The 21,235-nt window shown below is 45.8% G+C and carries 13 protein-coding genes and 1 pseudogene; 6 read left to right on the forward strand and 8 right to left on the reverse strand.

Annotation, left to right across the window (positions count from 1 at the left end):
• Positions 1-43: 43 nt before the first annotated feature.
• Both xerD and ACYQ0C_RS19600 read left to right on the forward strand, forming a co-directional pair.
• Positions 44-970 (forward strand): site-specific tyrosine recombinase XerD, encoded by a 927-nt coding sequence (gene xerD / locus ACYQ0C_RS19595; protein ID WP_016277327.1) that lies wholly within the window; start codon positions 44-46, stop codon positions 968-970.
• 158 nt (positions 971-1,128) lie between these two features.
• A complete protein-coding gene (locus tag ACYQ0C_RS19600; protein WP_016277326.1) occupies positions 1,129-2,805 on the forward strand; it encodes a tetratricopeptide repeat protein in 1,677 nt (558 codons plus the stop codon).
• Positions 2,806-2,892: 87 nt separating this feature from the next.
• On the opposite strand, the gene ACYQ0C_RS19605 is transcribed toward ACYQ0C_RS19600, so the two are convergent.
• From ACYQ0C_RS19605 to ACYQ0C_RS19640, 8 genes are all read right to left on the reverse strand, one after another.
• On the reverse strand, positions 2,893-3,405 hold the full coding sequence (locus ACYQ0C_RS19605; protein WP_016277325.1) for a DUF4488 domain-containing protein: 513 nt from the start codon (positions 3,403-3,405) through the stop codon (positions 2,893-2,895).
• A 182-nt stretch (positions 3,406-3,587) separates the two neighbouring features.
• A complete protein-coding gene (locus ACYQ0C_RS19610) occupies positions 3,588-6,449 on the reverse strand; it encodes a M60 family metallopeptidase (RefSeq protein WP_016277324.1) in 2,862 nt (953 codons plus the stop codon).
• A 105-nt stretch (positions 6,450-6,554) separates the two neighbouring features.
• Entirely contained in the window at positions 6,555-7,901 is a 1,347-nt protein-coding gene (locus ACYQ0C_RS19615; RefSeq protein ID WP_016277323.1) for a BT_3987 domain-containing protein, read from the reverse strand.
• Positions 7,902-7,920: 19 nt separating this feature from the next.
• On the reverse strand, positions 7,921-9,831 hold the full coding sequence (locus tag ACYQ0C_RS19620; RefSeq protein ID WP_032942010.1) for a RagB/SusD family nutrient uptake outer membrane protein: 1,911 nt from the start codon (positions 9,829-9,831) through the stop codon (positions 7,921-7,923).
• 23 nt (positions 9,832-9,854) lie between these two features.
• Positions 9,855-13,244 (reverse strand): TonB-dependent receptor, encoded by a 3,390-nt coding sequence (locus tag ACYQ0C_RS19625; protein ID WP_016277321.1) that lies wholly within the window; start codon positions 13,242-13,244, stop codon positions 9,855-9,857.
• A 176-nt stretch (positions 13,245-13,420) separates the two neighbouring features.
• On the reverse strand, positions 13,421-14,368 hold the full coding sequence (locus ACYQ0C_RS19630; RefSeq protein WP_016277320.1) for a FecR family protein: 948 nt from the start codon (positions 14,366-14,368) through the stop codon (positions 13,421-13,423).
• Positions 14,369-14,835: 467 nt separating this feature from the next.
• Positions 14,836-15,903, reverse strand: a complete 1,068-nt coding sequence (locus ACYQ0C_RS19635; protein ID WP_016277318.1) for a hypothetical protein — start codon at positions 15,901-15,903, stop codon at positions 14,836-14,838.
• 225 nt (positions 15,904-16,128) lie between these two features.
• Positions 16,129-16,773, reverse strand: coding sequence for a hypothetical protein (locus ACYQ0C_RS19640; protein WP_025077151.1), 645 nt, complete (start codon positions 16,771-16,773; stop codon positions 16,129-16,131).
• Positions 16,774-16,926: 153 nt separating this feature from the next.
• Between ACYQ0C_RS19640 and ACYQ0C_RS19645 the strand changes: the two genes are divergently transcribed.
• The 4 genes and pseudogenes from ACYQ0C_RS19645 to ACYQ0C_RS19660 all read left to right on the forward strand — a co-directional run bounded on the left by ACYQ0C_RS19645 (position 16,927) and on the right by ACYQ0C_RS19660 (position 21,229).
• The gene (locus tag ACYQ0C_RS19645) at positions 16,927-17,490 is read left to right on the forward strand and encodes an RNA polymerase sigma-70 factor (RefSeq protein ID WP_016277316.1); all 564 of its coding nucleotides are present in this window, start codon (positions 16,927-16,929) and stop codon (positions 17,488-17,490) included.
• A 106-nt stretch (positions 17,491-17,596) separates the two neighbouring features.
• Positions 17,597-18,661, forward strand: coding sequence for a TlpA disulfide reductase family protein (locus ACYQ0C_RS19650; RefSeq protein ID WP_016277315.1), 1,065 nt, complete (start codon positions 17,597-17,599; stop codon positions 18,659-18,661).
• A 4-nt stretch (positions 18,662-18,665) separates the two neighbouring features.
• A pseudogene (locus ACYQ0C_RS19655) lies at positions 18,666-19,508 on the forward strand (YifB family Mg chelatase-like AAA ATPase); the annotation flags it as partial.
• 77 nt (positions 19,509-19,585) lie between these two features.
• The gene (locus tag ACYQ0C_RS19660; RefSeq protein ID WP_016277313.1) at positions 19,586-21,229 is read left to right on the forward strand and encodes a recombinase family protein; all 1,644 of its coding nucleotides are present in this window, start codon (positions 19,586-19,588) and stop codon (positions 21,227-21,229) included.
• Positions 21,230-21,235 lie beyond the last annotated feature (6 nt).

Below are 21,235 nucleotides of genomic sequence, written 5' to 3' on the forward strand. Positions count from 1 at the left end.
TCTACCTTTGCAGGGAATTTGGGTACAAAGGTAGGAAAAAGAAATGAAAAGAACCGAGAAAACAGACAAGATATTGGTGAAATACAAGCAATATTTAAAGTTGGAGAAATCGTTATCTGACAATACAGTAGATGCTTACCTCACCGATCTGGACAAGTTGCTGGCTTATCTGACATTAGAAAATATCAACATACTGGATGTCCGGCTCGAAGACCTGGAAGACTTCTCGGCCGGACTGCACGATATCGGCATCCATCCCCGCTCTCAGGCACGCATCTTGTCAGGCATCCGTTCTTTCTACCGTTTCCTCATCATGGAAGACTATCTGGAAGCCGATCCGACAGAACTACTGGAATCCCCCCAGACAGGCTTCAAACTGCCCGAAGTCATGACCGTGGAGGAGATAGACCAGCTGATAGAAAGCATAGACCGCGGCACCAAAGAAGGCCAGCGCAACAGGGCCATACTGGAAACGCTTTACAGTTGCGGCCTGCGTGTTTCCGAACTCTGCAACCTGAAATTGTCCGAACTCTATTTCGACGAAGGCTTCATCAAAGTGGAAGGGAAAGGAAGCAAACAGCGCCTGGTCCCCATCTCACCGCGCGCCATCAAGGAGATCAGGTTCTACTTCGCCGACCGCAACCTGATGAAAATAAAGCCGGGATTTGAAGATTTTGTCTTTATCAGCAATTTCGGGAAAAACATCTCCCGTATCATGGTGTTCCACATCATCAAGGAACTGGCCGCCCGCATCGGCCTGAAGAAAAAAATCAGCCCGCACACCTTCCGCCATTCTTTCGCGACACATCTGCTGGAAGGAGGTGCCAACTTGCGCGCCATACAGTGCATGCTGGGACACGAAAGCATCGGAACCACAGAAATTTATACACACATAGACCGCAACATGCTACGCAGTGAAATCATAGAACACCACCCCCGTAACATCAAATTCAGAGAAAAAGGTAAATAAAGGTTCTATATCCTAAATTATTTTAAGATAAATTGAAAAAAAGCAGGCTAAGAAGCTAGCACATAATAGAGTTTTTTCCTATCTTTGCCCCCAAAGAGACGCACAAAAACGTACTATAGCGAATTTTACATTACAAACGTTAAATTAATAAAGTAACTATGATTAAAAAGTTGTATTTGCCCCTAGTGGCTTTATTGGTCCTTGCCCTGTCATCCTGCGGCAAGATGGGAGAATTGTCTTCTGACTATTTCACAACTAACCCTGAAGTGCTTGAAGCAGTCGGTGGTAAAGTGCCTGTGACAATCAATGGTAAATTCCCCGAAAAGTATTTCAAAAAGAACGCAACTGTTGAAGTGACCCCCGTTCTGAGATGGAAAGGTGGCGAAGCTAAAGGTCAGCCTGCTGTATTCCAAGGCGAAAAAGTAGAAGGAAACAACCAGACTATCGCTTACAAAGCAGGTGGTAGCTACACTATGAAAGCTTCTTTCGACTATGTTCCCGAAATGGCAAACTCTGAACTTTACCTTGATTTCAAAATCACAAAAGGAAGCAAGAGCTATACTATTCCTTCAGTGAAAATCGCTGATGGTGTCATCGCAACTGCCGAACTGCCTACTGCTGCCAGCTCTAACGCATCTTACGCCAACGATGCTTTCCAACGCATCATCAAAGACGCACAGACTGCCAACATCATGTTCTTGATCCAGCAAGCTAACTTGCGTAACAACCAGTTGAATTCTGCCGACATGAAAGAATTCCACAAGAAAGTGGCTGAAGTAAACGCTGATACCAAGAACTACAAACTGAACAACATCGAAATCTCTGCATACGCTTCACCTGATGGTGGTGTGAAACTGAACACCGGCCTGGCTGAAAACCGTGAGGCAAACACTGAAAAGTATATGCAACGTCAGTTGAAGAAAGGCAAAATCGACACTAATCTGGATGCAAAATACACTGCACAGGACTGGGAAGGTTTCCAGGAACTGGTATCTAAATCAAACTTACAGGATAAGGACTTGATCTTACGCGTTCTTTCCATGTACAATGATCCTGAACAAAGAGAAGCTGAAATCAAGAATATCTCTTCTGTATACAAAACTTTGGCTGACGAAATCCTGCCTCAGTTGCGTCGTGCACGTCTGACTGCCAACTATGACATCATCGGCCGCAGCGATGACGAAATCAACGAAGCATTCAACTCTGATCCTAAAGTATTGAGCGTAGAAGAATTGCTGTATGCAGCTACTTTGACTAACGACAACGCACGCAAAGAAGCTATCTTCAACAAAACAACCCAACTTTATCCGAGCGACTTCCGCGCTTATAACAACTTGGGTGAAATGGCATTCGCTGCCGGTGACGCCGCTAAAGCAGAAAGCTACTTCAAACAAGCTGCTTCCAAGAACGCTAACGCTCCTGAAGTAAACGCCAACCTGGGTCTTTGCGAATTGGTTAAGGGTAACGTTGCAGCAGCTGAAACCTACTTGGGCAAAGCTACAGGCGCTAACGCTGCCGGTGAAGCTTTGGGTAACCTGTATATCAAACAAGGTCAGTATGACAGAGCTGTCAACTCATTCGGTGACGCTAAGACTAACAGCGCTGCTCAGGCTCAGATTCTGGCTAAGGATTACAACAAAGCAAAAGCTACTTTGTCTGCAATCAAGAACCCGGATGCAATGACTGACTACTTGATGGCTATCGTTGGTGCCCGCACTAACAATGCTTCATTGGTAAGCAGCAGCATCAAGAGCGCAATCGCAAAAGACGCTTCAATGGCTGCAAAAGCTGCCAACGACCGCGAGTTCGCTAAATACGCTGACGCTATCAAATAAAGATACGTTTCTCCAAACAGCATGATAATAAAAAGGCATCCGTAAAGCTCTACGGATGCCTTTTTATTATCTATTCCAATTCAGGCATTAGTCACAAACTCTGTACCAAAACTCCGAACCTAAGCCATTCCCTTCCGTCAGCCCGATAAAGAAAGAGACCTTCATCAGACGGTCGTGCAAGAACTCATAAGAGATATCATTCCGGGTACCGGGAATGATATTGGTGTAAGCAGTCTTCAGGATTTCCTCCACATACAGGGTTTCTGATTTCACTGTATAGGTACCCTGATTTGTCACCACAATCCGGTTGTTTGCAGCCAGTACGTTCACAAAAGTCTGGTCGGGAGAAAGGAATTTCATCACAGGCAGCAGTTTCAAATGATAGCCGTCGGCTTTCTGCTCCAACAGGCAAAACTGCCATATACCCGCCAGTTCGTGGCACTTCACCTCCTGCCCCGCAGGCAATACGATTTCCGCCAGCAAAGGAACCTCTTCCATCTGATCCACACCCTCTTCGCGCGCCGCCGAAGACGCATCTTCCTGCGCATTCAGCCGGAAGCAACTTAGCATCAGCAAAAGAAAAAGAAAACTTGTTTTCATGATAGTCAAAATTAAGATTAGTAAATCCGTTAAAATAAGAATGGAGAAGAGAGTGCCACCCTACTTCAATCACAGTAAAACTCAAGTTGCACTTCTTCTCCAAGCTATCCTCTCAAACAAAGTGATTCGCATCACATCTTTTTTACCTCCATTCTTTGTTTTATCTCCATATTTTTTTCAGCTCAAATCTTTTTCACCTCAACTCTTTTCCCGTCTGCCTGCACCGCATAGACCACTACATCAGCAACGGGAATTCCAGACGGCAATGCAATAGTGAATGAATTGGAGAAATAAACCATTGCTCCGTCCCGGTAGATTTCGAAAGCCACCGCCTCATCTCCGTTCTTTATTTTCAGCGTCTGGCCGGTAGCGGTATAAGTGATGCTCTTCGTTATCTTCTGACTCTCCTTGAACTGAGTATAGTATCCCACATCGCCCGGATCCACATCCAGTCCCACATCGCCTGTCTTGCGGTCTTCCAGATACTGGAAAGCATGTTTGGGTTTGGGGAATTGCGACATATATTGCTTGGTGTCGGCAATCATCTGCTCCGTTACGTTGTAGTTCCAGTCTCCATATTGCGAATAAGCCACATTGTCTACCGGCACAAAGAAGCCCCACATCTCAAAGAAATCGGTCAAATCCTGATTGGCGGCCTTACATGCCATCTTGGCGAACAATAATTGTCCCGCCCCCGGGTTCGATTCCACAATGCGGTTCTGACGCAACAGTTTAAACAGGGTTTGCCAGAAGTCCGGTTTAAATCCGCAACGGTGGTAATAGTTCCAAAGCTGCCAGTTCATACGCATGTGGATCTCGGTCGATTCATTCTGATGCGTGGCGTCCCCCATGTTATACCATCCCTGCCGGTTGACAAAGCGGGCCTTTGCCAGTTCGCTCAAAGCCGATCCGCGGGAGCAGTATTTTCCTAATTTATATAAGACATAGTTAGAGAACAGATTGTTGGATGACTCCGTAGAACTGGGCCAGTTGATGGCTTTCTGGTGGATATGGCCTATCTCGTGCCCCGGTCCCCAGGCATTGTCCTTAGCCGCCATCACATTCTCTTTCAACAAGATGTTGTTCAAATAAGTATATACAAAAGCAATCCGATATTCGGAAGCCCACATATAACTTCCTTCGGGCGAAATAGCGAACAAGTGATTGTTCACCTGCGTAGGACGCACATCCTCAATTCCCATCAGTTCTTGCTGCCAGCCCACAATATCGTCCCACAAATTGATGGCCGACAGTATGTCATAGGGCACGGCCTGCTTCATCTTGTCGCGATGGAAATAGAATATGATGTTCTTGCCACGGACACAGAAGTATTTATAATCCGACTTGTCTATCAATTCTTTATACTTGTCGTTTGTCTGATGCCGCGCCAAGTCAAAGTATCCTCCCACTTTTCCGCTGCCGGGCGGGATATGGATTTTCACAGGTTTGGCCGTCGGCGAAGTCAAATCCGTAGTATAGACTACAAACAACATACCGGTCTGCTTGATACCGATTTTGTTCACTCCTTCATTCAAGAAATAAGCATCGCCGCTGGCTGCTGTCTGCTTATACGTTTTCTCCTCGCCAAATCCGGTCTCTTCCTCTCCCACATTCTGCAGGTTGATACGCTGTCCGTGAGTGTCTCCCACCAGGATGATGAGCGAGTCTCCTTTTTCCACATAGATTCCGGTAGGGTTATCCAGGAAGCTGTAATGCTTGGTCATCAGTTTTTCCGACCACACTTCGGGGATGCTGTAGGGAGCGTAATGCTGAATGCGGAATTCCTTTTCGTGCGCATCGTACGTGTTGTTCCGGATGGTTGTCGCCAACTGGCCGAAGTAATCGGGAAGGCGCTCTATATCTGCATCGGTAATGCCTTCTTTCAGTTCTGTACAGGTGAGGTCCTTAAATACCGTCAGCAATTGTCCGTCCAGTTCCTTGTCCTTGTTTCTGCGGTAAAACTCCATCTCGGCACAGCTGACGAAGCCTCCCAGTCCGCTCTTGACCACAAACTTCACCTTGCTTACCCCTTTTTGAGTCCGGGCGAAATCAATCCGGCTTGTAGCTCCCTGCATTTTAAAGTCATACGAGCCATAAAGCTGATACTCGGGTTCGCTTTCCGTAGCCAGATACAAATCGAACTCGCCGAAGTTGCCATTCCCGTTACGGGTATAGTAAAGGATGTAATCCATGTCGCCCTTGTTTTCTCCGAAGAGGAACTCAAGCGTCACAGGCAGTTTGGTATTATACCAGTCGGAATGGTAATGGTTGGCGGGGTCTGTGTCACCGTCAATCGCCCATCCCAGCCCTTGTCCGGGCTGCTCGTCGCTCGCCTTGGCCGCTGTAGGCTTCACCTTGATGTCCGCCTCGACAACGACATCGGAAGGAGAGCCTTCCCGGCTCTTCTGCGTCAGCGTAAGCACGGCGGGTTTGGCCGGGTTGTCCGTTGTGCGGCTGTCGGCAAAGGTTATCGTGGCTTTCCTTTCTTGAAAGCTCTTATTAGCGTCAGCGTAATAATGGTGATCGTAGTCCACCAAAGCCCTGCCGGCTTTTCCGGCGCTTGCTTTCAGCCAGTCCGTCTCCTGAAGGACAGCCGTATAGGGAACATTAGTGGTCACTACCACATCCACTTCTCCGCCGTCGGGGCTGACAAACTCCGGAAACGTCTTTAGCAGGATGGCAGGCCCGTATCCCAGCTGGCTGATTTTTATCGTGTAGTTTTCGATGGTCGATTTTACATCTACGGTGGTGCTTCTCACTTCGGGCTCTTCACTTGCCGCAACGGACAAGGTAATGCTTTTCCCGTCTACGCCTTTTGCCGCCAGGCACCAATCGGCATTCGATTTTACACTCCAGGCGTCACCGGCCAGGTCTGTATGGACAGGAACAACCAGCACTTCTTTCTCCTTTTTGAAATTGTGGCTTAAATCGGCCTCGTCCATCTCAAAGGTAGGAGGTTTCAGCGGCGTGTCATTCTCTTTAGCGCACGAAGAGGCGGCACAAAGACACAACGCCGACAAAAGAAATAAATGGAATATTTTCATATCAGGTAAGGATTTAATGTTATCAAAGGAAAAAGGCTGCCACCTATTTTTTAAAAAGAAAAATACAATGGCAGCCTTTACTGTTAATCTAAAAAATCAAGCGAACTATTCACCATATATCTTCATTTCTCCACAGTTCCAGTAAGAGCCCGTCGTCACATTGCCCGCATTACTTTCCACTCCCGAGAAGCGTAAGTATTGGAACGGAGTTTCCGACTTGAACACACTTGAGTTATACTCTTCATCGCCTCCCGACAACTTCATGCTGACAGTCTGCCACTCTTTCCAGGTCGATCTGTCATTGCTGGTGTACAGAACGATTTTAGTAGGAGCGCCATTCGCGTTTTCAAAACGGCTCCAAAGATCAAATGCGAAGAACTGGATAGGATTAGGCAACTTAAAGTCGATATAATGTCCGTATACAGGGTCAACCACCTGACCGGCCCAGTTGGAATGCCAGTGTTTGCCACTTCCCCGGCCGTCAAACAAGCCCGGCAAGCCCGTACCGTCATTGGCATGTGTCGCGTTGGATGACAACATGTCGAGCGACAGAGGAATTTCGGCGGGGGTATAGATGATACTGAACAGACAAACGCTCTTTTCTTCCTCAATCTGGAAATAAGGCTGCGTGCAGTTTGTCAATCTCAACGGAAGGACATATTCTCCCATATCCAATTTGGTCTTATCCACCACAATCGAGTTATTCGCCACCTTTTCACCTAATCCGAACCGGTTCGTCTCTGTCAGCGTGTAAGCATCGGCAGGCAGCATTTGGAACGAAGTGTGATGCTCTGCATTGTAGGCGTCCAGCAAGTCCTTGTCCGCCTTTACCGTGTACTCAAACTCCCACTTATTGGCCAGAGGAATAATAACCGAGAGGTCCAGTTTCACCTGATCGGGTCCGCTTTTGCTCAATGAAGTGCTGCTGAATCCTGACTTTTCGAAAAAGATAGTCGGGATGATAGGATTGGGCTTCACAAAAATCACATTCTTGTTTTCAGTCACGGTCTTGCTAGAGCTCAGCACCATCGGCAGTACATAATTCGCCTTGGGCAGCTTATAGATCAGCTCGGGGTTGAAAGCCACATCAAACGTACGGTACAGGTCATCGGCCGCGAAATCCATCTTCAACTCTCCGTTCAAGGTATAGCACTCAGAGGGCAATATGCTGTAGTTTGTCACATTCTGGTCGTTATAGGCCAGCAACTGCGCTTCATCCATCATCGTGACAGAGGCATCGGCCACAGCGTTCAGTTCGCTGCCGGCCTTTACTACAGAGACGGTATAATTCGTCAAATCACCGGTGATATAGCAATCCTGCTCTTGCAAGTCGCTGTTTCTAAAATACATGCGGGTGTCATAATCACTCAAGAACTCATCTCTTTTATCTTCACAAGAAGTACCGAGTACAAGCAAGCCGATGAGTGACGCTGCTATTATTCTTTTTTTCATACGATGTTCCTTTTTAATATTACCAACCATAATTTTGAGTAAGGAGTTTATTTCTATCCAACTCGCGCTGTGCAAAAGGATAAAGATAATGATTCTTCTTAAACACTCGTGTTTCAAACACAGTTCTCTGCCAGAAACCTTCGGGAGTTTCGGTGGTCTTCATACCGTCCTCCAACAGACAGGCCGTATTCATGCCATACATCGGTCCGCCATCTGTCTGCGTCGCGATCATCCATGTACGGGTGTCAAAGAAGCGGTGTCTTTCAAACGCCAATTCCACACGGCGTTCTTTACGGCAAAGCTCAATCAGTTCATCGGTGCCGGCATTCGGATAAATCTCGGTAATGGGAGACATGCCCGAACGGTCGCGCAGTTCCGCCCATTTCTCCATCGCCTCCGCTTCATAACCTCCGGGAAGAGCAACTCCTCTTTTCTTACATTCCAACACTGCTTCAATGAAGTTCAGATAAATTTCGCCCAAGCGGAACTCGGGGAAAGTAACGTTACCCCAATTGTTGTTTCTGGAGTTCACGCGATGGTCGTAAAAACGGTTGCACAGATAACCGCTCTTGGGATAGTCGTGCGAGATATTTCCGTTACCACCTTTGGCAAACGAAGTCGTTGTATAAGCGTCTCCATGCAACCAGTGGGAAGCTCCCCAGAATACTGTCACATAAAAACGGGGTTCTCTATCCTTATACATGTTGGGAGCGACAATGTCATAGTCGCCAAAGTTGCTCCACCCGTGCGACGGATAAGTCCAGGTAGTTTTAGCGAACTCATCGCCCGAATAGCCCGACTGTGCGTCAATCACAGGATTACCGGCAGTGTCATATCCTGTAATAGGATAACGGCCGTTATTCATGGCGTAAGCATCCACTTGCTGCTGGGTAGGTCCTACCGCTCCATAACCTCCGATAGAAGTAGGCGCTGTATTCACTCCGATATAGAAACGGCCTACATAGCCGTCGGTAAAGATCAGCTCGCTGTTCCACGTCTCATTCAAGATGCCGGCATAGTTGGCATACGGATCGTTCGAAGGAGAACGGTACAGTGAATACGTGTTTTCATCAAATACCTTGTGCGCCGCTTCAGCCGCCTGCAGCCACTTATTGGCATCATACGTCTGAGGGAAGATATTCTGTCCGGACAGTTCCGGGAAACCTTCGGCAACGGGGTTCTTCACATTATGATACAATGTGTTTCCATTGAACAGGTCACGTGCCGAATACAATTTCAGACGCGAGATCACCGCATAACAAGCACCTCTGGTAGCCATTCCCCAGTCGTCTTTGGCCAGTTCGCTCTGAGTCTGCATGGCCGGATCGTTGGCACAGGCGGTCATTTCACTGACTACGTAGTCCACACATTGATCCCACGTGTTACGAGGGCGGTAGAACGATTCCGTAGTGGCCGAGAAGTCCAGTGTTTCATCTCCCAGCAAGAATACGGGTCCATAATCGCGCATCAGCAAAAAGTAATAGTAGGCACGTGCCCAACGCGACTGGATCTTCCACTTTTCCAGTTCCTTTTTAGTGACCAGCGGATCGCTGCAACGGTCTACATTCTGCATGAAGATGTTGCACTCACGGATACCTCTGTAATAAAAGTCAAATTTATAATAAGGTATGGCCGAAGCATTCCATGAGCCGAAGTTCATCCAGCGATAAGCACGGTCGTAAGCAATGGTACATTCATCCGAAGCACCCAGGTAGGCTTCACCGTCGCCCACGTAGCTGTTGCTGTATCTGGGCAAAAAGGACATGGAATTGAGCCAGTATTGCTTGGTTGTATTACGTGACAACCATATTTTGTCAAAAGTCATCTTTTCGTCTTCCTGTCTGTCCAGAAAGTCTTCACAAGAAGAGCTGACCAACGAAGTTCCTACAAGGATGCAGCACATCCAAAGCGATTTTATTTTAAGTTTCATCTTTTTCATAGATTGATAGTGATTTAGAAATTAGCGTTAAATCCGACTGTCACAACTCTGTTCAAAGGATAACCGGAACCTTGTCCGCCGCCCTTTTCAGGATCCCACAGTTTGAACTTGCTGAAAGTTAGCAGGTTGTTTCCCGATGCATAGAAACGCAGAGACTTGATGAATGTCTTTGTCAAGATGCTCTTAGGCAATGTATAGCCTACTTCAAAGTTCTTCAGACGCATAAAGCTACCGTCTCTCAACCACCAGGTAGAGGTCTTGGAGTTGTTGGAAGCTCCCGCTCCACCGCTACGGCTCAAACGCGGATAGATTACATTGGCATTCTGCTCTGCGGTATTGGTAGACATCCAAACCTTGCCATATACATCTTCATTCACAGCTGCACGTTCCATATTTCCACTGCTGAACGGATTGCTGATGGTAGATCCGCCTACAAAGAAGGAGTTGCGTGCCACACCCTGGAAGAACACATTGACATCCCAATTATTCCACTGGGCACCCAGTCCGAATCCATAAGTGATTTCGGGCAAGTTCGTATAACCGATGGCTACCATATCCTGGTCGTCCACCTTTCCGTCACCGTTCACATCCTGATACTTGATATCACCTACACGGTATTCACCGTAAGTCTGTTCGGGGCTGTTATCAATTTCTTCCTGACTTTGGAACAATCCCAATGCCACCAGTCCAAACGGCTGGAGAGCCCCATTCGAGCCGAACGGTTTTCCTGTTCTGTTCTGGTATTTGTACTGCCAGTCGGGTTCATCGTTATTCACCAGTTCGTTGCGGTTGTAAGTAAAGTTTCCGCGTGCGGTCAGCAACACCTTGCCCACCTGCTGTGAATATTCAATATTGGCATCTATACCCTGGTTCAAGGTTTCGCCCACATTGACATAAGGAATGGTAGAAAGACCTACGATGGCAGGCAGTCCGGCACGTTGCAAGAAAATACCCGTACGTTCTTCTCTAAAGTAATCAGCCTGTACTTTCAGCTTTCTGAATAAAGAAAATTCAATACCCACATTCAGTTTCAACGCCTCTTCCCAGGAAGCCGATAAGTTTTCAATCTCGCCAATACGGATACCTCCGCCGCCATTGCCTCCGTCCGAGCCATAATTCCAGCCTCCGCCACTTACGATACTGGATTCATACACCCAGCGACGCTGGCCGCCGATATCATCATTACCTACTTTACCATAAGAACCCTTCAGTTTCAACATATCCACCGTGTTAGTCAGGGGTTCAAACCATTTTTCATTAGACATCATCCAACCGATGGCCGCTGCCGGGAAGAAACCGAAGCGGTGTCCGCGGGCAAAGTTTTCAGAGCCGTTATAACCTACATTCACTTCGGCAAAATAAGTGTCTTTGTAAGCATAGGTAACACGTCCGGCCAAACCTTGGTTTTTGTAAGGAAGCGAGGTGTCCTTGTCGCCCGCCTGGGTCTTGTTATGTATCTTATGATTATAAAGGAACAAAGCTCCGACGCGGTGCTTTTCGTCAAACAAGCGGCTGTAGTTCAATGAAGCCTCCATATAGGTAGTCATCGTACCGTCACGTCCTATACCATACGACAATTCATTGCTTCCTGTATGCACGGGATCCCATACGCCATCATTGTTATTGTCATCGTATTTCAAGCTTCCGTCCTCATTGCGTCCGCGCGCATGATAGAAAGAAGGTATTTTGGCACGGCGTTGCGCTGTCGTATTCCAGGCATCCCATGAGAATTTAAAATTGGCGGTCAACCCTTCCAACGGTTTCCACAGTTTTCCTATATCCTGTGTCAGGCCGATCAACGACTGTGAGGAGTTCCAGAACTGTTCGCGATAACCCGAGTGCACCAACATGTTCCAAGGATTGAAGCCCGAGTCGGTAGAAGGTCCGGAAAGTGTTCCGTCCGAATACTGCAACGGGAAAGCGTTGGGGGAGGTCCAGAAAATATAATTCCATATTTCACTGTCATTATCGCCAAAGCCCGGTCCGAACTTCTTTTCATAGATATTGGCCAGGTTGATATTCATCGTAGTGCTGGGAGTCACCTTGATATCCATGTTCGCACGGAAATTAAACTTGTTGTATCTGATGGACGAGTCATATCCATACATGTTCCCGGCGCTTTTGTAAATAGAATTTTCATGATAGAAAGATCCTGACACATAGTATTTCACCACATCGCCACCACCGGTCACACTTAAGTTCACGCGTTGGTTCTGTGCCAGGTCGTTGAACATCGAGTCAAACCAGTCTACATTGGGATAAAGGTCGGGGTCGCTTCCGTCACGGTATTTTTGAATATCGCTTTCGGAATAATACTTGCTTTCATACGCCTCGTTATATAGTTCAGCCCATTCTGCCGATCCCAGCATTTTGGGTTTTTTAGTGGGGCTGGTAAATCCGAATTCAGTACGCACATTGATGGCGGGCTTTCCTTCTTTACCTTTCTTTGTCGTAATCAAGATAACACCATTGGCACCACGCACACCGTATACGGCTGAAGCCGACGCGTCTTTCAAGATAGAGAAAGTAGCGATATCATCCGTATCCACCAGGTCAAGGTCGCGTTCAATACCATCGACCAGCACCAGCGGAGTAGATGTTCCCTTGAAAGAAGAGACACCGCGGATATAGAAATCGGCTGCGCTGCTCTTTCCCGGCTCACCGGAACGGGTCATTGAAACCACACCCGCCAACTGTCCTGCCAACGCGGTAGAGATGGAAGCACCCGGCACCATCAGCTTGTTTACGTCCAGTGTAGAGATAGCGCCTACCACGCTTTCCTTTTTCTGGCTACCATAACCCACTACCACGACTTCGTCCAAGGTTTCGGTATCCGGCATCAGCGTTACATTGATTTCTGTCTGGTTGTTGAGGGCTATGTCCTGGCTTTTCATACCGATATAAGAGAAAGTCAACACACCGCCTACCCCTTCTATCGTGATGGAGTATTTTCCATCAATATCGGTGATGGCGCCCACCGAACTATTCTTAAGCCATACATTGGCTCCGATAATGGGTTCTTTGGTATCCCCGTCCGTAATGGTACCTTTAATGACACGTTTTTTAGCTTGCTGAGGAGCGCCCGCTTTCTGTGAAGAGGTCAGGATCACCTCTTTGTCTTTCACCACAAAGTCCACTTTGCTGCCTTTCAATACTTCTCCCAGTACAGTCTCTATCGTACCGTCACAGTTGAAATTGTGTTTTTTCACATCGTCCACATCCTCCGCCTTATAGAAGAAAGTGTACTCACTACTTGCCTCTATCTGCTTCAAGGCCTGTCTCACAGTAATCGCATTGCCTTTTACCTTCACTCTCCCTTGAGCGGCACTAAGCGTAACAGGAAAAAGCATCATGCCAATCAGGGCAATCGTAAAATGCCATTGTTTTAATTTTAAAACTCTCATTTTCTGTAATTTTGATTAAATATTAAGTTAACAAAACATTCCGGTTTCCGGAATCATACATCACCCTCCCCTCAAGCAAGGGGAAGTACTTGTTCACGAAGTGTTTTTCATCATGCGTCTTTCATATATTAATTAGTTATAGTTAAAAAAATCACACGGATCACAGCCGTCCACGATCAATATAGTTCTATCTTTTCCCCGTCTTTATGCCTTATCTCAAGTCCCATGTTTATACAAATCTTATCCAGCACATCCATCAGTCCTTCTTCCCTTCGGATGGTTCCGGTAAACAGCACCTCTTTATTTACCTCATCGCCCAGCGTCACATTAACTTTATAATTCCTGTTGATGAAATGAATCAGGTCCTTCAACGGCTTGTCTACAAATTTATATTTGCCCGTACGCCAGTCATATTCTGCCGAGTCCACTTTTCCTAAAATGATTTGCCCCGTCCGTATATCATAAGCTATCTGCTCATTGGGCTTCATTCTGACAGGGCTATCCAGCTCCGGTGCAGAGAACTCAACCGCTCCGGTAAACAGGGTCACGGTAGTGGTCTCCGGCATTCGCATGACATTGAACTCTGTACCCTTCACCTCTATTGCCGCCTGTCCGGCATGCACGATAAAAGGTTTTCCCTCCATCTTCCTCACATCAAAGAATCCTTCGCCCTCCAGCTCCACTTTTCTGTCTTTCACAAAATCCTTTCTATATCTGATGCTGGCGGCGGCATTCAGCCATACCTTCGAGCTGTCCGGCAGCAATACCATCTTTTTTGCCTCCAGTGGCGCTTCGACAGTGACATAGGATACATGGGTACCGATCAGCCATGCGGCAAACAACGATACGGCAGCGACTGCTGTCCAACCGGCCAGCGTGAAGAAAATTTTCTTTCCGGCAGGAACGGAGCGGCTCTTTTCCTTCCAGCATTCATCTACAATGCTGTTCCACATATCCTGTGGCTCCACCTTCTCTTCCTTGTGCCATTCCTTGCCGTTATGCCATTGCTCCTCAAGCAAAGAGGCCAAAGGCTGCTCTTCCGCCAAGGATTTCCGGTCATCAGCAGAAAGGTTTCCTGCAAACATCCGTCCTATTATTTTCTTCAATTCGTCTAAAGTCATCATCCTATTGTCTTTTTTACCGTTCTATATAAATACTGCCGGAGGAAAAGGACACCCTACCCCCTCTCCGGTATTTTTCTTCGGCCAGGGGGATAATTTAACTTCGTTTAAGAATTTGGGAATAAAAGTGAATGGCTGGCAAACGGTCTACAGACACGTTTCCAGCCTGGAATGAATGGGTTGTATCTTACGAAAAGATCGCGTTTTTTTCCATCATAAGCATTTGCAGCTGGGGTGAAATTGTTTTCAATGCGCTCATGCTTGCTTGGGTAGGATATTGAGCCGGCAATATAGAATTGATTGCCGGGGGTGGTTTTCTATGATTGTTTTATGTGGATTTTCGTGGATTATTTATTTTTCAAAGCTCCCTCTACAAGTATATGCTTCCTCCGAACTTGCATTCTTTGTTCGGATTTGTGAGAATCCGCATTTTATCAAGTCCGTATCTTTACCGAAAATCCGTAATCGTATTATGATTCGATATATTGTTTGATTTGCTCTATAGGTATGGCTAACTGTTTGGATATTTCGTCGATGGACGCTCCGTTGTTGCAGAGCATTTTGACCATTGAACGAATCATCTGCTTGTTCTGTTCTATTTCTTGCTTTTTTCGCTCTATTTCTTGTTTGTTCTGTTCTATCACTTGTTCTTTCTGCTCTATGAGCTGTTCTTTCTGCTCTATCACCTGCTCTTTTTCCTCTATCACCTGCTCTTTTTCCTCTATCACCTGCTCTTTTTCCTCTATCACCTGTTCTTTTTCCTCTATCACCTTATTCTTGAGCATTATTGTCGTATCCCTGTCCTCTATTTCCGAAAGAATCTCGTCCTCTATCTCCATGGCACGGCGAACGGCGGGTGCGGCAGCGGCCTTCAGCAGGCGGTGCACCACATACTTCACTTCCTCGTCCATGTGCTCATCGTTTATTTCCAGATAATGCTCGCTGTCGGGCTGCCGGTATTCCTGGTCGAACACGCTCAGCAGACGTTCCAGGCGGTTGCGGGTACGTCCGGTGAGGAACGGGATCTGGACGATGATGCTGTCATGCGTCAGACTCTCGATGAAAGGGTCGGGAGCAGGGAGCGGATGGTCGTCATAGTCCAGATAGCTGCGCCGCACATAAACCACCGGCTCGGTGAGGTCACCCAGGGGATGTCCCAGGATGTAGATGGAGATGATGGGCAGCCCGTACGTACGTCTTTGTCCGTGCTCGTTCTTCTCTTCGACCATGTTCTCCTTGTTGAGGTACTGCGTACCCAGGTATTGGCGGAAGCGCAAGGTCTCCGTAATCAGCCAGGTCTTTTGCAGTTCGATAAGGACAAGGTGTTCCGAACCGTCGCTCTCGCGAATCTTTGCAGAGAAGTCGATGCGGAAGAGCGAGATGCGTGTCTGCTCCATGGATGTATACTCGTGGCGGCGCATCTCCAGGTCTATGATCTCCTTTTTCAGCAATGCGGAGAGCAGTATCTTGGCCACTTTCTTGTCTTCCATCAGGAATTTGAAAACGGCATCGTAAATAGGGTTGGCTATGATGGTCATAATGCTTATGGTTTGATGATGAAACAAATGTACCTCTTTTTTTTGAATAGCAAGCGGATGGAAAGGTTAAATTCTTCTATCGGAGAGGAATTATGCCGTTCTGCCAGTGAGGCTACCCGAAGACGTAGGGACAGCCCCATGTGTCCGCCCCTACTGTAAATGATAACAGATCACTTGGTTATCACTTTAAAACCGTTACAAAAAACAAGCAAAACCGTTACATTTTCACTGCCATAATTTCAATCGCTTCGATGAAATGGGCGTTTTTTGTGAATCGAATATAAGTTGGAATGTTTCTTTCGTCATATTTTTCTTCAATCTGCTTTTGCGGGTACGGAGTGCTCCAGCCGACGTCCTCGTGCAATATACAAGTATGCGTTTCCGAAATTTTAGGCCGGACAAGATGCAATAGTAAATATTTTCCTTACCTATTTTCGGATAGCTAGTGACGAGTTCCGCTATAAATTCTTTAAAGTGCGTATCCAACTCCCGGTATAGCAAGTCCTGATCATCCGGCTTTATATATTCTCCGGAAGTAATTTCCTTTTGAACTTCCTCCAGTTTCTCTTTCCATGGAGACGAGCTGAATGAACAGATTCCTGTCTCCAGGCTCTCTTTCCTGAAATTGCATACTGCCTCTTTTACTAAAATTTCTTCTCTATGCCCCGGCAGTTCTTCTCCGTGCTTCCTTTTCAGGTATTGACAAGAGCCAAGCCCTCCCAACAAAAGTATAACCATAATGAATCCACTGCCGGAATAGGAAAAAAACGAAGGAGCCTGGCACAATGACTCTTCTACAGCATCCGATACGCACGAACCGCATCCAATGATGATGAAGAGAAACCATATCGCATAAACCCCTTTCCGCATAAACAAACTCTGATTCAAAACCTATAATAAATACGCCCCAGAAAAGGAATTCCCCCTCTCCGATCATAAGTTTTTTTATTTATTATAAAAAAAGTTGTAGTTCCTAAATATTTATCATATCTTTGTTATAAATAGGAAAAAGAACACAAGAAGATGGATGAAAAAAGAGCTATTGCATTGCTAAGACAGGGAAGTCATGAAGCCTTTTCCTCCATCTATGCCACGTATTGGAGTAAAGTGTACAATTTCAGCCGCCTCTATACGGTTTCCACAGACGATGCCAAAGAAGCCGTGCAAAGCGTATTTGTCAAGCTATGGGAAAAACGGGAACTGCTGGATGAAGAAAAAAGCCTGGAAGGACTACTGTTCATCATGACAAGGAACTTCATTTTCGATCAAGACAAAAAACACCTGAACGAGGAGTTATACAGAGACTCCGTGCTACAGGCGTACAATGAAGATTATATCAAACACCATTGCGACCTGGAAGAACAGATTATAGCCAAACAGCTGAGCAAACACATTGACCTGCTGATAGACTCATTGCCGGACAAACAAAAAACAGCCTTCACCCTGAGCCGTAAAAAGTATCTGAGTTACAAGGAAATAGCCATAGAAATGAATATCAGTGAAAAAGCGGTGGAGAAACTCATTACAAAAGCACTGAAATATTTGAAGCAAAACTGCACGCTGCTGTTCATATTCTGTAGCATGTGACAGGAATGTGAAAAAGTGATGTGACAGGGGGCGTTTAACAAAAAAACAACTTGTTTATACCATTCTTTAGCAGTAAAATGCGTATTTTCGCAGAAAATAATTTGAAATGAAAAAAATACCCTTTTACCTTATAATAATATTGCTCCTTTCGGCATGCGGAAAGAAAAGCGCATTTACATTAAAGGGCCATATAAGCGGACTGACTTCCGACACGATTCTTGTTTTCTACCAACTGCCCATACAGCAACTGGATACAATTATTGCGGAAAAAGGAAAATTCACTTATACCATCACCCCGGACACCTTCACGCTTTTCTCATTGATCATGAACAACGGGCAAACCTTGCCCATCTATGCAGACAAAGGAGAAAAGGTGGCCTTAAGCGGAGAGATAGACCAACTACAAATAAAAGGCACAGGCGAGAATGAAAGGCAGGCACAAATCATGCGGCAGCTGAACAACACTCCGGACAACGGACGCCGCCTGGTGGAAGCCGTAGATTCACTGATCAAAGCCCATCCACAATCGTATACCAATATTTATCTGATAGACAAGTATTACGTACAAGACTCCCTGCCCGACTATAGCCACATAGACCAGCTGATAAAGGGACTCAGCGGTGTCATAAAAGACACACCTTATATGATAGACCTTCAGAATAAGTTGAGTGAACAAAAAGAACTGGCAGACCATCGCTACATCCCCAATATCTCGTGCACGGACAGAAACGGAAAGACCGTCAGTTGGAACAGCGTAAAAGGGAAATATGTCCTTCTGGATTTTTGGGCAAGCTGGAACAAAGAAAGCATTGCCGCACAAGATTCTTTGGTATCCGTACAGAAAGCATTGAAAAAAGAAAAATTCGCCATAATCAGCCTCTCTCTTGACCTGGACAAAAAGGAATGGCTGGAGAAGACCCTTCAAAGAGACACCACACAATGGAAACAAGTCTGCGACTTCAAAGGCTGGGACAACTCCGTAGTGAAGCAACAAGGCATCATCCGGCTTCCCGCCAATATACTGATAGGCCCAGACAAAAAAGTGATAGCCCAGGATATACGGGGCAAAGAACTGACAGACAAAGTAAAGCAACTGATAGAACAAGATAAAAAGAAAGAAAAAGCCGCCAAAGAGGCAGAACGCGCTCGGAAGAGACAAAATAAAAAATAAAAGCATGCTGGTAAAAGTCTATGGAGCAGCCGTTCAAGGTATCGACGCTACCATTGTAACTATTGAGGTAAATAGTTCACGAGGTATAAAATTCTTCCTTGTCGGTCTGCCGGACTCGGCTGTGAAAGAAAGTCACGAACGCATTATTTCCGCCTTGCAGGTAAACGGATATAAATTCCCCACCTGCCAGATTGTGGTAAATATGGCTCCTGCCGACATCCGCAAGGAAGGCTCCGCCTACGACCTCCCGCTGGCTATCGGGATACTGGCCGCTACTAAAATTGTTTCGGAAGACAAACTTTCACGCTATCTCATCATCGGCGAGCTGAGCTTGGACGGAAGCCTTCAACCCGTCAAAGGAGCCCTTTCCATCGCCATCAGTGCCCGCGAACAAGGGTTCGAAGGATTTATACTCCCCAAACAAAACGCCCGGGAAGCTGCCGTAGTAAATAACCTGAAAGTATATGGCGTAGAGAATATTAAAGAAGTCATTGAGTTCTTCAATAATGAGCGCACCTTGCAACCGACCATTGTCCATACGCGCGAGGAGTTTTATGAAAGCCAAAGCAACTTTCCATACGATTTTGCCGACGTAAAAGGACAGGAGAGTGTGAAACGCGCCTTGGAAGTAGCCGCCGCCGGAGGGCACAACCTGATTATGATCGGTTCGCCGGGCAGCGGCAAATCCATGATGGCCAAATGCCTGCCGGGCATTCTTCCTCCCCTCTCATTGGGAGAAAGCCTGGAAACGACCAAGATACATTCGGTAGCCGGCAAATTGGGGAAGGACAGTTCGCTGATTGCCATCCGCCCTTTTCGCAGCCCCCACCATACCATCTCGCAAGTAACATAAATATACGATTTGGTGGTGGATAATTTTTTTTTCTATATTTGTATCCGTAACCAATAATATATTCTTTCACTATGAAATGTATATTACTAGTCAGAGTTTCTACAGAAGCCCAATCCTATGAAGAACAGGAAAAGGAGCTATATGATCTGGCTCATTTCTATGGATATAAAGATAAGGACATTTCTTCAATAGCCACAAAAGAAAGTGCTATTAAATTGGATGAAGAAGAAAGATTCGGCCTTAACCGCATGAAAGAGCTGCTTGAAACAGGTGAATATGACTGTGTATTCGCTTGGGAAATCTCACGTATAGCCAGAAGGAAAAAGATATTGTTCAGTATCCTTGAATATCTTACCACCAAGGGAATCCAGCTAATCATCAAAGAGCCAAGAATTAGATTGCTCAAAGATGATAAAACCATTGATGAAGGAGCTGAGACTATCTTCACATTATACGCCCAGCTTGCAGAATCAGAAATGAGGAACAAGATTGCCCGTTTTTCCAGAGCCAAAAAAGAAGGCTTCAACAAAGGTAAGTATATGGGCGGCAAAATAACACTTGGGTATAAAGTTTCCGAAGATGGTTATTGGCAAATTGATGAAGAAGGATCCAAGTTAGTTCGCCTCGTATTTGATATGTATATTTCCGGTGAATACAGCTTGACGGAATTAGGGAAAGAGCTAAAGTCCAGAGGCTATTTCAAGAATCTGTCTGTAACCAACGTGAAAGCAGAGATGTATGGTTTACTAAAGAATCCAATCTATCGTGGCATAAGAACTAGTAACAATATCTATCCCCAGATTATAGATGATGATACATGGGAGAAATGCCGTAAGAAAAGGGAAGAAAACAGGACCCGTTCCAAAGCAAAAACTCCTCACCTATTAACACCTTTAATCCGTTGCTCTTGTGGTGCATCATATTCAGTTAATCTTATGGATGCAACATATTCATGTAGAGTAAAACATAATGCTGTAGAAAAGGGATTACTTCATTCACCGGACATTAATGTGAATGTAATAGAATCATTGGCATGGTACGTGGCTCTCCAAGAATTACATGAGGATATGATCTGTAAACGCAACGATGCAAAAGAAACATACGAAGAGGAAATACGCATCTACAATCAGAAAATAGCCTATTCACGTGGGATATTGGAATCAACCATGCAGAGACGTTCCGACCTTGACGAGAACTATTTTGTCCATGGCCGTTTCACGAAAGAGAAATACGAAGAACTGACAAAAAAGCAGAATGGCATAATAAAGGCAGAGCAGGACAACATAAGAAAATATGAGGCTGCAATCCAGAATATGGAGAAACAGATTCAGGCAGACATTACCTTTGACGACATGCTTGACTCACTCAACCAGTCCTATGACACCTTAAAAAATGGAACGGATATGGAAACCATGAGGAGAATCACCCATAGATACATCACCGATATTAATATTGAACCGTGGAAAGGCAAAGCGACATCCTTCTGGAAAAAAGTGACGATCAGAACTATCCATGATATGGGTAAGAAAAAAAAGATAGAACAGCTCAAGGAACAAGGACTGGATAACATGACTTTTACACTTGTGGGTACGTTCTATGTTAATACTCTCCACAAGAAAGCATATTGGGATAAAGATATGATAAACTGTGTACCAATGGTTTATATAGAACGTCTAACTAGGAAAAGAAAAGATACGAGAATAAATAAGAAATAATTATAC

The sequence above is a fragment of the Phocaeicola sartorii JCM 17136 = DSM 21941 genome (assembly GCF_054653615.1).

Bases quoted from the DNA above. Each gene is read 5' to 3' on its own strand.
- ACYQ0C_RS19610 (WP_016277324.1), bottom strand. From the start codon at position 6,449: ATGAAAATATTCCATTTATTTCTTTTGTCGGCGTTGTGTCTTTGTGCC.
- ACYQ0C_RS19660 (WP_016277313.1), top strand. From the start codon at position 19,586: ATGAAATGTATATTACTAGTCAGAGTTTCTACAGAAGCCCAATCCTAT.
- ACYQ0C_RS19650 (WP_016277315.1), top strand. From the start codon at position 17,597: ATGAAAAAAATACCCTTTTACCTTATAATAATATTGCTCCTTTCGGCA.
- xerD (WP_016277327.1), top strand. From the start codon at position 44: ATGAAAAGAACCGAGAAAACAGACAAGATATTGGTGAAATACAAGCAA.
- ACYQ0C_RS19625 (WP_016277321.1), bottom strand. From the start codon at position 13,244: ATGAGAGTTTTAAAATTAAAACAATGGCATTTTACGATTGCCCTGATT.
- ACYQ0C_RS19615 (WP_016277323.1), bottom strand. From the start codon at position 7,901: ATGAAAAAAAGAATAATAGCAGCGTCACTCATCGGCTTGCTTGTACTC.
- ACYQ0C_RS19640 (WP_025077151.1), bottom strand. From the start codon at position 16,773: ATGCGGAAAGGGGTTTATGCGATATGGTTTCTCTTCATCATCATTGGA.
- ACYQ0C_RS19635 (WP_016277318.1), bottom strand. From the start codon at position 15,903: ATGACCATCATAGCCAACCCTATTTACGATGCCGTTTTCAAATTCCTG.
- ACYQ0C_RS19620 (WP_032942010.1), bottom strand. From the start codon at position 9,831: ATGAAACTTAAAATAAAATCGCTTTGGATGTGCTGCATCCTTGTAGGA.
- ACYQ0C_RS19630 (WP_016277320.1), bottom strand. From the start codon at position 14,368: ATGATGACTTTAGACGAATTGAAGAAAATAATAGGACGGATGTTTGCA.
- ACYQ0C_RS19600 (WP_016277326.1), top strand. From the start codon at position 1,129: ATGATTAAAAAGTTGTATTTGCCCCTAGTGGCTTTATTGGTCCTTGCC.
- ACYQ0C_RS19645 (WP_016277316.1), top strand. From the start codon at position 16,927: ATGGATGAAAAAAGAGCTATTGCATTGCTAAGACAGGGAAGTCATGAA.
- ACYQ0C_RS19605 (WP_016277325.1), bottom strand. From the start codon at position 3,405: ATGAAAACAAGTTTTCTTTTTCTTTTGCTGATGCTAAGTTGCTTCCGG.